The 14664-nt window shown below is 40.2% G+C and carries 14 protein-coding genes; 2 read left to right on the top strand and 12 right to left on the bottom strand.

Annotated elements, in window-relative coordinates; translation table 11 throughout:
* Positions 1 to 233: 233 nt before the first annotated feature.
* From ACGHCK_RS05100 to ACGHCK_RS05055, 10 genes are all read right to left on the bottom strand, one after another.
* The gene (locus ACGHCK_RS05100) at positions 234 to 452 is read right to left on the bottom strand and encodes a hypothetical protein (RefSeq protein WP_202230899.1); all 219 of its coding nucleotides are present in this window, start codon (positions 450 to 452) and stop codon (positions 234 to 236) included.
* Positions 453 to 2420: an ABC transporter permease gene (locus ACGHCK_RS05095; RefSeq protein ID WP_251421916.1), complete on the bottom strand. Its 1968-nt coding sequence runs from the start codon at positions 2418 to 2420 to the stop codon at positions 453 to 455.
* Complete coding sequence (locus tag ACGHCK_RS05090; protein WP_251421913.1) at positions 2413 to 3201, bottom strand: ABC transporter ATP-binding protein; 789 nt, start codon at positions 3199 to 3201, stop codon at positions 2413 to 2415. The genes ACGHCK_RS05095 and ACGHCK_RS05090 overlap by 8 nt, the downstream gene beginning before the upstream one ends.
* 30 nt (positions 3202 to 3231) lie before the next feature.
* On the bottom strand, positions 3232 to 3588 hold the full coding sequence (locus ACGHCK_RS05085; RefSeq protein WP_251421910.1) for a YxeA family protein: 357 nt from the start codon (positions 3586 to 3588) through the stop codon (positions 3232 to 3234).
* Between the two features lie 128 nt (positions 3589 to 3716).
* The gene (gene aroC / locus ACGHCK_RS05080; RefSeq protein ID WP_251421906.1) at positions 3717 to 4886 is read right to left on the bottom strand and encodes a chorismate synthase; all 1170 of its coding nucleotides are present in this window, start codon (positions 4884 to 4886) and stop codon (positions 3717 to 3719) included.
* Position 4887: 1 nt separating this feature from the next.
* Positions 4888 to 5478 carry a DUF1054 domain-containing protein gene (locus tag ACGHCK_RS05075; protein ID WP_251421903.1) on the bottom strand — a complete coding sequence of 197 codons (591 nt, stop codon included), beginning with the start codon at positions 5476 to 5478 and terminating at the stop codon, positions 4888 to 4890.
* Between the two features lie 6 nt (positions 5479 to 5484).
* On the bottom strand, positions 5485 to 6411 hold the full coding sequence (locus ACGHCK_RS05070) for a DMT family transporter (protein ID WP_251421901.1): 927 nt from the start codon (positions 6409 to 6411) through the stop codon (positions 5485 to 5487).
* 141 nt (positions 6412 to 6552) lie between these two features.
* Positions 6553 to 7635: a 3-dehydroquinate synthase gene (aroB, locus tag ACGHCK_RS05065; protein WP_251421899.1), complete on the bottom strand. Its 1083-nt coding sequence runs from the start codon at positions 7633 to 7635 to the stop codon at positions 6553 to 6555.
* Positions 7619 to 8485, bottom strand: a complete 867-nt coding sequence (gene aroE, locus ACGHCK_RS05060) for a shikimate dehydrogenase (protein ID WP_251421896.1) — start codon at positions 8483 to 8485, stop codon at positions 7619 to 7621. The genes aroB and aroE overlap by 17 nt, the downstream gene beginning before the upstream one ends.
* An 86-nt stretch (positions 8486 to 8571) precedes the next feature.
* On the bottom strand, positions 8572 to 9228 hold the full coding sequence (locus ACGHCK_RS05055; RefSeq protein WP_251421893.1) for a VTT domain-containing protein: 657 nt from the start codon (positions 9226 to 9228) through the stop codon (positions 8572 to 8574).
* A gap of 236 nt (positions 9229 to 9464) precedes the next feature.
* Here ACGHCK_RS05055 and ACGHCK_RS05050 point away from each other — a divergent pair, with 236 nt between their 5' ends.
* Positions 9465 to 11609: an ABC transporter substrate-binding protein/permease gene (locus tag ACGHCK_RS05050; protein WP_271328183.1), complete on the top strand. Its 2145-nt coding sequence runs from the start codon at positions 9465 to 9467 to the stop codon at positions 11607 to 11609.
* A 13-nt stretch (positions 11610 to 11622) separates the two neighbouring features.
* Positions 11623 to 12360, top strand: coding sequence for an amino acid ABC transporter ATP-binding protein (locus ACGHCK_RS05045; protein ID WP_251421887.1), 738 nt, complete (start codon positions 11623 to 11625; stop codon positions 12358 to 12360).
* Positions 12361 to 12536: 176 nt separating this feature from the next.
* On the opposite strand, the gene ACGHCK_RS05040 is transcribed toward ACGHCK_RS05045, so the two are convergent.
* Positions 12537 to 13571, bottom strand: coding sequence for a cell division protein FtsQ/DivIB (locus tag ACGHCK_RS05040; RefSeq protein ID WP_271328182.1), 1035 nt, complete (start codon positions 13569 to 13571; stop codon positions 12537 to 12539).
* A complete protein-coding gene (murG, locus tag ACGHCK_RS05035; protein ID WP_271328181.1) occupies positions 13564 to 14664 on the bottom strand; it encodes an undecaprenyldiphospho-muramoylpentapeptide beta-N-acetylglucosaminyltransferase in 1101 nt (366 codons plus the stop codon). The genes ACGHCK_RS05040 and murG overlap by 8 nt, the downstream gene beginning before the upstream one ends.

The raw sequence follows: 14664 nt of genomic DNA, 5'->3' as shown, positions 1-14664 counted from the left end.
CCTATTCTATAATATATGATAGGCAAAAAGCAATACGTAAGAACAGCAGACGAGAACTCAACCAGAAAGTAATACGTATGAAATTTGCGGATGGACAGCTGCACAATAGATGTGGTAAAGACAATAAACGCATCCAAACAAAAAGGACTTAGCCCTATACAGTACAGAACTAAGTCCTTTACCTAAGTTACTTGTCCAACTTTAGCCAAACCGGTCTCAATGCAGGAACTCTGTCAAAAAAGTGTGGTAAGCCCGTAGTAAACCAAACCAACAATGATGAGCAATGAAAGAGTATGTAGACTGACTGATATTTTCTGTAAGAGCTTAATGTCCTTACAATTTTGAATCTTTCTCTGGACAAAGCGAATCCCTGCCCAAGCATACCATGCACAGAAACTAAGCGCAGTGAGTGAACCTCCAAGAATCAGTAAATAGTAGGGAATTTTTTCCATTTATTTTTTCTCCACAATATTGTAATAAACTCGGCTTGTTCCCTTATAAATAAGCCAGTAAATGATTGCCAAGGCGGCAATACTTCCTAAGCTTACCCAGAGAATTAATTGGTTATCCATGATGCCAAAGATTTGAATAAGTTTGCTAATCATGATGTAGGCAAAACTGAAATGGAGGATAGTCATGGCAATAGGCAGTAAGAAAATCATGCTGACTTGTGACTTGATCGTTTTAGCCACTTGTTTTTTCGAAAGTCCCACTTCTTGGAGAATCTTGAACGAACGCTTGTCTTGCGTACCTTCAGATAACTGCTTGTAATAAATAATCAAAGCTGCACCCAAGATAAAGCTGATACCAAGCACTAAGCCTATGAAGACAAATGCACCAATACCTGTTCTCACTTCTTTCATCTCAGTTGAGCGGAAAGTCAGTGCGCCTTGTTCCTCCTTAAATACCTTTCTGAGCTTGTCCTGTTCTTGCTCTTGAAGCTCAAAGTTCACCGTCACAGCTGGAGTCATTTGATAAAAGTTCTCTCTCTCGCTGTTTGCCTGATTATAGGCAGCTAGAGCTTGATACAATGCCTCATCATTTGGAAATATAATAAGCATTGGTGTTGTCATGTTCAACATGATTGGATATTTCTTCAAGTCACTCGTTGCCATAATGGTTTTGACTTCATATTGAGTACCAAACCAGTTGAGCTTTTTTAGATTTGGATAAGCTCCAAAATAATCGAGGACGTTTATCTGCTTGCCTGAAATATCTGCAACTTTTTCATTCAAGTTTTTCAATGTTTGCAAGGTTGTCATTGAGAATTGCAGGGCTGTTTTTTGAGTCATCAATGGAGAAATACGGAGAGTATTCGTTGCTGCTTTTTGCCCATCAACCATTAAGAAATCCGCGCTTAGAGCTGTCGAAACATTGGAAATTTCAACTCCAGCTTGGTCTGCTTTTTCTTTCAGAGTTTGGACCATTTGAGCAGTTGTTTTTTCTTGGCTGTATAGAACATATCTTCCTTCTTTCGGATAAGCCCGCTCTACTGCTTGAGTGCTTCCCACAAAAATACCAATTGTGACCACTAATGTCACTAAACTCATGGATAAAAGAATCGTGATGTTTGCTAGCCCAACTGCATTGGCTTTCATCCGATAAAGCATGGAACTGATCGTGATAAAGTTTTGCGGTTTATAGTAAGAATTGCGCTTTTTACGCCATTTTAGATACCAAACAGTAAAACTTATATAAAAGAAGTATGTCCCCAGAATAACGACTAAGACCGCAATAAAGAAAGTTGTCAAAGCCTTGATCGGGTTATCGACGCTTACTGCAAGACTATATCCTACAATGAGTAAGAGAAGCCCAATGATAGCCATGAAGATATTTGACTTGGGTTCTTTTTCTCCCTTAGATTCTTCACGCAACAGGTCTAAACTTGAAGATTTCCAAATGATAAATGTTCCTATGACAAGGAGTATAGAGAAGAAAATCAAGAAAATTAATGCAACAGTAAACACAGCTCCTGCTGTAATTGCCAAATCAAACTGATTTTCTCCAATCATATTTATGAAAATAAGGAAAAAGAATTTTGAAAAGGCAATCCCAGCGATTGTACCAATAATTACTATGGCAATGTAACTCAGAACAAGTTCAAAGAAAGAAACGAGTGCTATTTTCTTCTTTCCCAGACCTAAAATATCATAAAGCCCAAACTCACGCGAACGTTGCAGTTGCAAGAAACGATAACTATAGACGAGGATGATGCCAGCAAATATAGCTAAAATCCACATTCCAAAAGTCATCAGTTGTGAAACTGCTGCGCCTCCCTTCATGTGTTCAAGAGAGGGGGACTGTCCGATAGCCACTGTGATAAAGAGCAAAACAAACATTGTCACACTCGCCACAATAAAGGGAGCAAAGGACTTGAAACCTTTCTTCAAATTTTGGACTGCCAGCTTAAAACTAAGCATTGTGTGCCACCTCCGTTTCACTTGGACCTACTGGAGAACCTAAGAATGAAGTCATTGACAGTGTAATTTCCTTTGCAAAGTCTGTCGATGATTTTTCACCTCGGTAAAGCTGATGGTAGAGCATCCCATCTTTAATAAAAAGGACGCGCTTAGCATGACTTGCTGCCAAGCTTGAGTGTGTAACCATGATGATTGTTTGACCCGCATCATTAATATTCTCAAAAAGTTCAAGCAAACTTTCCGAATTTTTATAGTCCAGAGCTGCTGTAGGTTCATCAGCTAAAACTAAATCTGGTTGAGAAATCAAGGCACGCGCCACAGCCACACGTTGTTGCTGCCCACCTGAGAGCTCAAAAGGCTGTTTTTCTAAGAGGCTCTCAATATTTAGTTTTGGTGCCAAGTTGTCCAAACGCGCCTTCATCTCGCTTACCGGAGCCTTAGACAAAACCAAAGGAAGATAAATGTTATCTCTGACAGACAAGGTATCTAAAAGATTGAAATCTTGGAAAACAAAGCCAAGATGCTCCCTGCGAAAAGCTGAAATGTCTTTGTCCTTAATGGCTGTGATATCACGTCCTGAGAGTAAAACTTGACCTGCCGTAGGTTTTTCCAAGGTAGATAGGATGTTCAATAAAGTGGTTTTTCCTGACCCCGACTCACCCATAATCGCGATATATTCGCCTTTTTCCACAGAGAAATCAATATCTGCAAGAGCTGTTGTTTCTTCCTTTGAAAAACGTGTTTTGAAAACTTTTTTGATGTGTTTAACTTCTAATAGCATTTTTTCTCCTCCATATATCTTGCCTTGATTTTAGTTTTGGTTTAACTTCTCTTTTGCTTTACTTGGCAAGTCTTTTTCTTGAACTTCTTCCCAGCTTGTTATACCTTTGACTTTGTTATCTATCAGTTTTAGGTAAGCATTTTTACGTAAGTTATGCTGTGCTGTAAAGGAAACTTCTTTTTCATCTCCTTTTTTATCATAAGCGGTCATCTCGTACTCATAATCTGTAAAACGCTCGCCCGAGTCTGCTTTAATGACTTTTTTTCTACCATCTTCAGTGATTTTCACATAACGTTCTGTGCCACCATAGCTCGTTTTATACCAACCATAACCTAAACCACCGATGATTACGACAAATGCAAGTAAACCAAATAATACCTTTTTCATATTTTTTCCTCTTTCATATTAGGCGTGTCTTTTACTTAAGTTTATATCTTTATTCTAGCAAATAATATTTTCTATAAACTTACACTTTTGTAATGAAAAAAACTAGGACCACAATGGTTCTAGTTTTTTCAGAATTTTCTTAAGCGTGCTTTATACTTTTGAAATGCTTCTTGAAGTTCTCTAAAACTGTCACTCGAAAATTTGTCACAAATTTCCTGAGCTAAAACGGTGGCAACAACGTTTTCCATAACGACGCCTGCCGCTGGCAAGGCCGTAGGATCAGAACGCTCAACACTTGCCTTATAAGGCTCATGTGTTTCCATATCTACTGACATAAGAGGCTTATACAAGGTCGGAATAGGTTTCATTACACCTCGAATGATCAAATCTTCGCCGTTTGTCATTCCCCCTTCAAAGCCGCCAAGATTATTGCTCTTCCGGCTGTAACCCGCTTGTTCCGACCAACAGATTTCATCCATGACTTGGCTTCCCTGAAGCCGTCCTGATTCGAAACCTAAACCAAACTCGACCCCTTTAAAGGCGTTAATTGAAACAACAGCTGCTGCAATTTTCGCATCTAATTTTCGGTCGTAATGCACATAGGAACCCAGACCAGCAGGAACATTTGTCGCACGTACCTCAACTATTCCCCCGATTGTATCCCCCTTCTTTTTTATGTCATCTATATAGGCACGAATCTCTGCCGCACGTGAGGTGTCGACCAGAGATAAGTCATTTGATCCAGCTCTTTCTTTGATTTTCTCCACTGTCAAATCTGAAAGATGCGCTGCAACCTCCTTGCCACCAAAATTGACCACATGATTAGCCAGATCAATGCCTAAATTTTTTAGCAAAGTCTTAGCTACCGCACCAACCGCTACTCGCATGGTCGTTTCACGCGCTGAAGAACGTTCAAGTGTATTGCGCAAGTCATCAAATTCGTACTTCATTCCCCCAACGAGGTCTGCATGACCGGGCCTTGGTTTCGTTAGCTTTCGTTGTTTCTTTACGGATGCGTCAACCGCTCCAGAAGCCATAATTTCTGTCCAATGTGAGAAATCACGATTGCTTACATTGAGCGTGAGCGGACTTCCTAAAGTTTTTCCGTGTCGAAGACCACTCGTAATTTCAACTTGATCATTCTCAATCTTCATACGTCCGCCCCGTCCATAGCCACCTTGACGACGTTTGAGTTCAATATTGATATCCTCAGCTTGCAGAGGAAGTCCTGCAGGAAGCCCTTCAATAATGGCTGTCAATCGCGGACCATGTGACTCTCCGGCTGTAAAAAAACGCATGTTATTCCTCCATCAATCCTTTGTATATGGGAAGTAGAAGGTCAACAGTTTCAAGCATTTCTTGCAAGATTACTTCGTCTTGCTTCCCATCAAAACGAGAAGCTTCCCAAACTTTCCCTATTTCTAACTCTGCTTTTTTTACCTTTTTCAAACGTGTGATCAGTTCTGAAAAATGGCTGGTTTCATAAAAGTTCGGCTGCGTATGATCCTTTGAAAGAACAAAACCGGCTGGCAAAGCGCCAAATTGAGTTAATTTATCAGCATAGTCTTGCTGACCTTTCGGTTGATCAATGATGGAAAGGTAAATAAACACATAGTCTTTCCAAATGCCTAGCTGAAAATGCGGTTCCATCTTATATCCTCGCTTTTGTCGACCGATGGCTGACCACGTATTTTCTGGAGCATGGCTGGTGCGGCGTCGATGCTGAGCAATGTGCAGATAAAAATCCTGCTCTGGAAAAGCTTGACTGATTCTTTCTTTCAAGACCTCACCTATCTCCATAAAAACAGGTTGAATCTCCGAGCGCACAGCTTGCATACGCGCATCCAGACCTTCAATATCAAATACTTCAAATGATTTTTTTCTAAACATATGACCTCACAAAAATTTTATACAAACAATACCCACCAGCATGAGCCCAAGACCAACAACTTGTATCATGCGTATCGGATAGGTACCTGAACGCCACCAACCGAACTGTTGGACCAACATTGACCCAAGGATTTGTCCTAAAAGAGCCATCATGATACTGAGCCCCGCGCCCATCTTTGGCACGGCCAAAACCGAACCTAAAACGAAGAAAGCCCCCCAAATGCCGCCTAACATGTTCCATTTTTTTATCTGTCTTAACTCTACTTTAGTGATAAGGCGCCGCTCAATCAGCAAAGTAACAAGAAGAATAGCGATTAAACCGATAAAAAAGGAGATAAAAGAAGCTTGAATAGGCCTCTGCAACAAAAGGCCCAAGTGTCCATTAATCGCTTGCTGAATTGCCATAAATGAACCGGATATAATTGCCCAGAGTCGCCAAGGCAACAAGTTAGGTCTCGGTTCGGACTGGTTTGAGTTGTCCTTTAGACTCGGGAGGACTACAGCAATCAGGAGACCTAATATTGTAATAAGAACTCCCAAAACACGCATCACACTCATAGGAATATGGACTGCGTAAAACCAGCCAAAGCTGTCAATAATAACACCTGTCACTACCTGCCCCAAAATAGGGAAAATAACGGTCTGCACAGCGCCTAATCTTGGAAAAAGGAAAACATTAGACGTGACATAGACAGGACCAAGTAAGCCACCAATCCATATCCAGACTGGATGAGACTGGATAAATTCGGCAGACGGAAACAAGTTCCCCGTTAAAAGCAATGAGGTTGTACCTAAGAAAACAACCCCAATAATTTGAGAAATTGTCGATGCCCAAAATGGGGAATTAACATTTTTGCGAAGTTCGGCGTTAATCGGGTTTTGGTTTGCTAGTAAAAAACCCGCAAAAAGTGCTATTCCAAGATAGACAAACATTATAATTTTTTGATTATTTTCTCCATTGTATTCTTATTTATGAGAAACAAGCAGTCTTTATAAGCCCTGTTTCCAAAATCTTGGCGAAAGATGAGCCTGTATTAACTCTTTTAGTCAATCTTCATCAACAATGCCCACTCTTCAGAGACTGTCACTGCCTCCTACCTTTAGGTACTCTCGCATTTCTTCTAGGCTTATTTCATGGATTGTGGCACGTCCAATTTCTGGCACAAGTATTGTCTTTATTCTATTGCCCCGTGCCTTCTTGTCATGCACGACTATGTCAAACAAAGCCGTTTCATCCCAAGGCTGATAAGTTTGAGGAAGTTGAAACTTTTGCAGCATTTCTCTGATTTTTTCTGTCATCCCTTTGGGCATAAGCCCTTTACTTTCCGCAACCTTGCTGATTTGGACCATGCCAATAGCAACAGCTTCACCGTGCATAACTTGACCATAGCCCGCCCAAGTTTCTACAGCATGGCCAATGGTGTGACCAAAATTCAAATATAGCCGCGTTCCTTGGTCAAATTGGTCTTCCACTACAAGTTTTCGCTTTACTTCACAGGCTGCATGAATAAAGTATTCTGCTTCCTGTAATAATTCTTGAGCATTTTTCAACTTGGATAGACGTTGCCACAGCTCCTTATCTGCGATAAGGGCACACTTCACAATTTCCCCGATGCCTTCACGGAAGTCTCGAGAGGGTAACGTTTTTAAGACTTCTGGATCAATCAGTACACCACCTGGCTGTGCAAAAGTGCCAATCATGTTTTTCGCATAAGCACTATTCACACCAGTTTTTCCACCAATAGAACTGTCAACTTGTGCGGTCAAGCTGGTGGGGATTTGGAGAAAATGAATTCCCCGCATATAAGTACTGGCAGCAAAAGCAGCCAGATCACCAACAACTCCTCCTCCCAAGGCAATAATGCCGTCTGAACGTGTCAGAGATTGTTCAGCACAAAAGTTCCAAAGTCTTTCTACAGTAGCTAAGTTTTTGTTCGCCTCCCCTGCTGGAAATTCAAAAGTAAAAACCTCAAAACCCTCGCGCTCCAAATGGGTTCTTACCCCAGTACCATAGAACGCATTCACATTATTATCTGTCACGAGGACAATCTTTTGCTTCTCCCAAAGACTGCTGACCCAGTTTCCGACAGAGGATAAACTGACTTTTTCGATAAGAATGTCATAAGGATTTCGTGGAAGATCAACTTTTAATCTCATTTTTTTCCTCCAATTCCTGTCCTATCTGCCCAATAGGCATTTTCTTCCCCGTCCATAATTCAAAAGAGGCCGCAGCTTGATGAAGAAGCATTCCCAAGCCATTTTTCGTTTGAACTCCCTGAGCTTCTGCCCATTTCATCAATGGCGTTTCCTGTAGCTTGTAAATCGTATCTACCACTAATAGATGAGAGGGGAGATTAATAGAAGACGAGACGGGCATTGCTTTGTCCAACATACCGACCGGTGTTGCATTAACCAGTAGATCTGCTTCAGTAATTTCATATTGTAGACGTGAGGTATCAGCCAAGTCGAAAACTCTGAGTATACTTTGTGTTTGAGTCGCTAATTCTTCCACGCGTTGCTCCAAGGCCTTGTAAGAACTAGACCGCCTAGCAAAAACAGTAATTTCTCGCATCCCGAGCAGGAAAGCTTGAACAATAATGGCAAGGGCGGCGCCACCACCGCCTATAAGTACCATCTTTTTATCCTTAGGCTCAAAAGTTAGGGCATTAAAAAATCCTATGCCATCTGTATTATGGCCTACCAGCTTCCCGCTATGATTGACAACAGTGTTCACAGCGCCCATCAAGCGTGCTTCCTCCGATAAATCATCTAAAAATTCGATTACCTTATACTTATAAGGCATCGAGATGTTAAGCCCGTACATGTCCAAAGTTCTAACATTATTTACCGTCTGGCCTAAATATTTTTCATCTTTAAGTTCCCAAGCCAGATATGCACCATTTTCGTTCACCAGTTCAAATGCACGATTATGGATAAAGGGTGAGAAACTATGTTTGATAGGATAGGCTAAAACTGCCGCCATCCTCGTGTATCCATTTATCTCCATATTTTACCCGTATCTATTAGTTGTTTTGCCGCATTGATTTTTAATATAAAAAATAGTATTAGATAACTAATACTATTATAACTTATTTATGCTGCTTTGCGCCCTGTGAAAAATCGTTTTGCCACACCAATCATTGCCGGAAGTAAGGATACAGCAACAATAGTTAACATGACCAACTCAAAATTTTTCTTAATAAATGGAACTTGTCCAAAAAGGAAACCAGCACCTAGAGCAACAATCACCCAAGCAAAACCACCTAAAAAATTATAGAGGACGAACTTTTTATGCGGCATACGACTGGTTCCTGCTGTAAAGGGAACTACTGTACGAATGATAGGCATAAAACGCCCAAGGAAGATCGCCCAAGACCCCCATTTCACAAAAAATTGTTCTGCTTCTTCAATATATTCTGGTTTTAAAAATTTGGATAAACTTTTGTGTTTAGGGATGACATCTCCAAACCTGCGCCCAATTTCATAGTTAAGAAGATTTGCGAGAAAAGCCAAAGTCCCCATCGTTATAATTAGAAAGGGCATTGATAATTTATTTGGATATAAGGCTGCCATAGAGCCGACAAAAAAGAGAATTGAATCACCTGGTAGAAACGGAAAAATTACTAATCCTGTTTCGATGAAGATAATGGCACCTAAAAGTACATAGACCCAGATGTGGGCGCCTGGCGTATTCAAGAAACTGGAAATCCAATCGTTGAAAAAGCCAAAGATTGAAAGTGTGACAAACATGTTTTAGTTCTTCTTTCTGTTAAAGTGTTGCTGCATTTTTAATTTTACACTAAATAATTCCCTTTATCAAATTCTTCCTTTGTGTATTTTTGTAGAAAAAATTATAAATTCATTTCTCAAGTTTTTTACATGTCATGTTTTATGACACGGATTATTTTTTTCAAGGCTATTTTGTGGTATACTGGCATGTATATGATTTGTTTATATAATTAATGAAACTTAGGAGAAATAATGAAATGAAGAAATTATTCTTTACATTATCTTTAATATTCGCCACGCTTACTGGAATGTCCTTCGTAACTGCTGATAACGTCAGCGCTCAAGAAACCGTGCGTGTCGCAAGTGATAATGCTTATGCCCCTTTTGAATTTCAAGATTCAAATAAAAACTGGGTAGGTATCGATGTAGATATCATGAAAGAAGTTGCAAAGATCAATGACTGGAAGCTTGAAATGACCTTCCCCGGCTTTGATGCTGCTCTTCAAAACTTAAAAGCTGGAAAAGCCGATGCCGTTATTGCAGGGATGTCAATCACTGACGAACGTAAGAAAATTTTTGATTTTTCTGAGCCTTACTATACCTCAGCTATTACTTTGGCTACAACAAAAGCTTCTACGCTTAAGAGCTATGATGAACTTAAGGGCAAAGCTGTTGGTGCTAAAAAAGGGACAGCTGCTTATGATTGGTTGCTAAAAAATCAAGATAAATACGGCTATTCCATTAAGACTTATCCTGATGGGGTGCACATGTTTGCATCACTAGCTTCAGGGAATATCGTCGGCGCCATGGATGAAGCTCCTGTCATTTCTTATGCCATCAGTCAAGGTCAAGACCTGGCCATCAAACTCCCCTCTTTTTCACTTCCAGGAGGTTACGGTTTTGCCGTGATGAAAGGTGAAAATTCTAAATTAATTGATGGCTTCAATAAGGCTCTCACTCAAATGAAAGCCAATGGCGATTATGATAAAATCGTTCAAAAATACACAAGTGGTAAAAAAGCTATACCTAAAAAAGATGTTTATACTATTGCTTCTGACAATAGTTTCGCCCCTTTTGAATTCCAAAATACGGATAAAAAATTCACCGGGATTGACGTTGACTTGCTTAACGCAATTGCTGAACAACAAGGGTTTAAAATTAAATGGAACCACGTTGGTTTCCAACCTGCCGTAGATGCTGTCCAAGCTGGACATGCAGATGCAATGATGGCTGGTATGTCTATTACTGACGCACGCAAAAAAGTCTTTGACTTTGGCGATCCTTACTTTGACTCTAATCTGACTCTCGCTGTTTCTAAGTCTAACGATGACATTAAAACATGGGAAGATTTAAAGGGGAAACAGGTAGGTGCCAAAAATGGTACAGCTTCTTATGACTACCTAACTAAAAATGAAAGCAAGTACGGTTATACTTTAAAAACCTTTACTGATGCAACTTCAATGTATTCTTCATTGAAGAACGGTTCAATACAGGCCTTTATGGATGACGAACCCGTGGTTAAATATGCCATCAAGCAAGGGCAGGAATTTAAAACACCTTTTGAAGGTATCCCAACTGGTCAATATGGCTTTGCCGTGAAAAAAGGAACAAATCCTGAATTGATTGAAATGTTTAACAATGGTCTAGCTTCACTGCGTGCTAGCGGAAAATACCAAGAAATCCTTGACAAATATCTGACTTCAAAAGCAGAGACAGCATCTGAATCAGATACAGAAAGCACGATGTTTGGCATCTTGAAAAACAACTGGAAACAGCTGGCAAAAGGACTCTGGATTACGATTCAACTTGCTTTAGTTTCATTTGTCCTGGCTATGATTGTCGGTATCATCTTTGGACTTTTCTCAGCTAGTCCTTCATCAGTTTTGCGTACGATTTCACGCATTTACGTTGACCTTAACCGTTCTATTCCTCTCTTAGTGTTGACTATCTTCATTTTCTATGGTATTCCAAACATGTTACAACTCCTTACAGGTCATCAAAGTCCTCTGAACGAGTTCACTGCCGGTGTTATTGCCTTAACGCTTAATGAATCAGCCTATATCGCTGAAATCGTTCGCGGTGGTATTGCTGCTGTTCCAGCTGGACAAATGGAAGCCAGTCGCTCACTAGGAATTCCTTATGTGAAGACAATGCAAAAAGTAATCTTGCCACAAGCTGTCAAGATTACAATTCCGAGCTTGATTAACCAATTTATTATCACGCTTAAAGATACAACCTTAGTATCTGTTATCGGATTGGTTGAGCTCTTACAAGCTGGTCAAATCATCGTTGCACGTAACTTCCAAGCTTTCCGTGTTTATGGTTTGATTGGTTTGATATACATGATTGTTCTGCTTCTTTTGATGTGGGCTGGACGTCGCATTGAACAAAAAATGAAATAAGGAGATTAAAGATATGTCTGTACAAATCGAAGTCACTGATCTTCACAAAACATATGGTAAAAACGAGGTCCTCAAAGGTATCTCGGCAAAGTTCAACAAGGGGGACGTTGTCTGTATCATAGGACCCTCAGGTTCTGGTAAATCAACCTTCCTCCGTACATTGAACGGCTTAGAAGGCGCCACCAGTGGTGATGTCATTATCAACGGCTACAACCTCACGGATAAAAACACAGATATCAACTTGGTTCGCCAACATGTCGGAATGGTTTTCCAGCATTTCAACCTTTTCCCTAACATGACTGTTTTGGAAAATATCATGTATGCGCCTGTTGAGCTTAAGAAACTAACAAAAGAAGAGGCCAAAGAAAAAGCACTTCATTTGCTTGAAGCGGTTGGGCTAGAAGAGAAGAAAGATACCATGCCTGAGATGCTCTCAGGTGGGCAAAAACAGCGTGTTGCTATCGCTCGTGCCTTGGCTATGGATCCTGATGTTATGCTCTTTGATGAGCCAACTTCCGCCTTGGACCCTGAAATGGTTGGTGATGTTCTTGACCTCATGCGCCGTATCGCTGACGATGGTATGACAATGCTTATTGTGACACATGAAATGGGATTTGCACGCAAAGTTGCCAACCGTGTCATGTTCACAGATTCTGGTGTTATCCTTGAAGACGGTAAGCCAGAAGACATCTTTGACAATCCACAGCACCCACGTTTACAAGACTTCTTGTCAAAAGTCTTGAACGCTTAAAAGTAAAAACGGTTTTCGTTTTAAAAGAAAACCGTTTTTCTTTTACTTTAAGATACTATAAAAAGATTGAACCAAATGACTTAAAAACAAAAAAGCTTAATCACGTGCATATGAATGCTGTGGTTAAGCTTTTTTCGGCTTTGCCTGAAATCAATCTTTTCTATTTTTGCTCCAGACTATTGAGTTGTCGTTTCAGCAGTATCTTCTGAGTCCTTTTTCTCACCCTCAGGATTTTTCAAATCATTGAGATACTCTTCCTTAGATTTCGCGTATATCCCAGCCTCCATATCAATCACTTGGGGAGGGGTAAGCTGACTAGCAACGCTTGGATAGTAAGGCATATTTTCTGCTATTTGGCTCAAGGAAACACGTACCTGGTTGCCGTCAGACATCTCTAAGGCAAGGAAATCACTTGTTGCTTTAGTCGGTGCTTTGCTTACCGTAGTAATAAGGCTGCGAATTTCAGGTTTCAATTTCATATAAGCGGTAACAAATTTTTCTACCTCTTGATCTGAAAAACTTTTAAGTAAAGGATGGTTTGAAAGTTTATCCCCTGGAATCTCTTCATCTCTCAGAATATAGCCACTTTCTAAAACTTGATAGTTCTTTCCTTTCTGTTCAACATAAGCCACTGTCTGAAACTCAGTGACCTTAGCTTCAACATGATTAGGAAAAGTAACTTGTATCTCTACTGCTTTCACACGTGGGAATTTTTGGACAATACTGTTCTCAATCCCTCGTCGATTTCTAATCACACCGTAAATTCTATCTCTTGGTTTTAAATTCGAGGCTTCTACTATTGCTTCAAAAGATTCGTGCTGATTTCCAGACACAGTAAACTTACCAATCTTACTTATCGGTGATACAGCATAAACAGAAACAATGAAAAGTAAGACAGCCACTAATAGCAAGGGCCACATTTTTTTAAAGACTTCAAAGCTGCCTTCAAAGTAAGAGGGTTTCGTTTCTTCCTCTTCAGCGATCTCAGAAAACTCTTCTGAGTGAGTCATTACTGATTCTTCCCCGTCTTCAATATACTGGCTCTCTGAATCTTGACCTATATCTTCTTGATTTTTAGCCGTATCGTCTTCTTTATTCTTCAAAAACTTCCGTTTTTTAGGCTCCTCAGACTTCTCTTGATTTTCAGCAGCCTTACGGCGCTGATATTCCAGATGTTTCTTTTGCCAAGGCGTAAGGTTTTCTTCACTCATTATTTTTAATTTCTTTCACAAGTTGATAAAGTCGGTCGCTTGCATCAGGAACTCCTGCTTTTTTACTGGCTTCCGACATGGCTTGATAGAGACTTTCATCAGAAAATATTTCCGAAATGCTTTCCAGCATTTTTTCAGCCGTAAGCTCTGCATCTCTGATCATCTTGGCAGCCCCAATGTCAACAAGTGCCTGAGCATTTTTCGTTTGATGGTCTGCCGTTACATTTGGACTCGGCACAAAGATGGTTGGAAGACCAAGTGCTGTAATTTCCGCAATCGTCGTTGCTCCTGCACGGCATAAAATTAAATCTGATGACGCCAGCACTTCAAGCATGTTTGAAATGTAAGGACGAATCGCAATATTTGCACTTTCCTTATATTTAGCAAATTCTGCATAATCTTCATCGTAGTAAATCTGTCCTGAAGCGTACACAAGCTGATAATCTTTTTCTGCAAACTTAGGAAGGGCGGCTTTCACAGCTTCATTGATGGTTTGTGCACCACATGAACCTCCAAAAATCACCACTGTTTTTTTATCCTTTTTGAGCTCATACTCTGTTTCCAAAATATCTGTTGCTTCTAAACTGGCAACTTCTTGCGCACGAGGATTACCAGTAAAAACTGTTTTTTCCCTCGGAAAGTAGGGTTTTGCCGCTTCAAATGCCACAGCAACCTTATCCACATACTTGCTTAAAAACTTATTTGTTATTCCTGGAATAGAATTTTGTTCATGCACAAGTGTTGGAATCTTAAGCTTGGCTGCTGCATAAAGAACAGGACCTGCGACATATCCTCCTGTACCAATCACCACATCTGGTTCAAAGTCTTTAATAATCTTCTTAGCGTCTGAGGTGGACTTCAAAAATTTATAAAGGGTCTTAAAGTTGCTAAAGGAAAAGCTACGGCGGAAACCTTGTATATCTACTGTTTTAAAGTCGATGCCAGCCGCAGGTACAATTTTGCTTTCTAATCCCCGTTCTGTCCCAACATAGAGGACATCGGATTCTGGCTCAATCGTTTTTAGATGATTGATGAAAGCCAAAGCTGGATAGATATGCCCGCCTGTACCGCCTCCAGTTACAATAATTCTCAT

It is taken from the genome of Lactococcus muris, assembly GCF_042849115.1.
Classification (GTDB): Bacteria; Bacillota; Bacilli; order Lactobacillales; family Streptococcaceae; genus Lactococcus; species Lactococcus muris.
This window is presented reverse-complemented; position numbering and strand designations above follow the sequence as displayed.

Excerpts from the sequence above, each read along its gene's own strand:
- ACGHCK_RS05100 (WP_202230899.1), bottom strand. The coding sequence starts at position 452 with ATGGAAAAAATTCCCTACTATTTACTGATTCTTGGAGGTTCACTCACT.
- ACGHCK_RS05095 (WP_251421916.1), bottom strand. The coding sequence starts at position 2,420 with ATGCTTAGTTTTAAGCTGGCAGTCCAAAATTTGAAGAAAGGTTTCAAG.
- ACGHCK_RS05090 (WP_251421913.1), bottom strand. The coding sequence starts at position 3,201 with ATGCTATTAGAAGTTAAACACATCAAAAAAGTTTTCAAAACACGTTTT.
- ACGHCK_RS05085 (WP_251421910.1), bottom strand. The coding sequence starts at position 3,588 with ATGAAAAAGGTATTATTTGGTTTACTTGCATTTGTCGTAATCATCGGT.
- aroC (WP_251421906.1), bottom strand. The coding sequence starts at position 4,886 with ATGCGTTTTTTTACAGCCGGAGAGTCACATGGTCCGCGATTGACAGCC.
- ACGHCK_RS05075 (WP_251421903.1), bottom strand. The coding sequence starts at position 5,478 with ATGTTTAGAAAAAAATCATTTGAAGTATTTGATATTGAAGGTCTGGAT.
- ACGHCK_RS05070 (WP_251421901.1), bottom strand. The coding sequence starts at position 6,411 with ATGTTTGTCTATCTTGGAATAGCACTTTTTGCGGGTTTTTTACTAGCA.
- aroB (WP_251421899.1), bottom strand. The coding sequence starts at position 7,635 with ATGAGATTAAAAGTTGATCTTCCACGAAATCCTTATGACATTCTTATC.
- aroE (WP_251421896.1), bottom strand. The coding sequence starts at position 8,485 with ATGGAGATAAATGGATACACGAGGATGGCGGCAGTTTTAGCCTATCCT.
- ACGHCK_RS05055 (WP_251421893.1), bottom strand. The coding sequence starts at position 9,228 with ATGTTTGTCACACTTTCAATCTTTGGCTTTTTCAACGATTGGATTTCC.
- ACGHCK_RS05050 (WP_271328183.1), top strand. The coding sequence starts at position 9,465 with ATGAAGAAATTATTCTTTACATTATCTTTAATATTCGCCACGCTTACT.
- ACGHCK_RS05045 (WP_251421887.1), top strand. The coding sequence starts at position 11,623 with ATGTCTGTACAAATCGAAGTCACTGATCTTCACAAAACATATGGTAAA.
- ACGHCK_RS05040 (WP_271328182.1), bottom strand. The coding sequence starts at position 13,571 with ATGAGTGAAGAAAACCTTACGCCTTGGCAAAAGAAACATCTGGAATAT.
- murG (WP_271328181.1), bottom strand. The coding sequence starts at position 14,664 with ATGAGAATTATTGTAACTGGAGGCGGTACAGGCGGGCATATCTATCCA.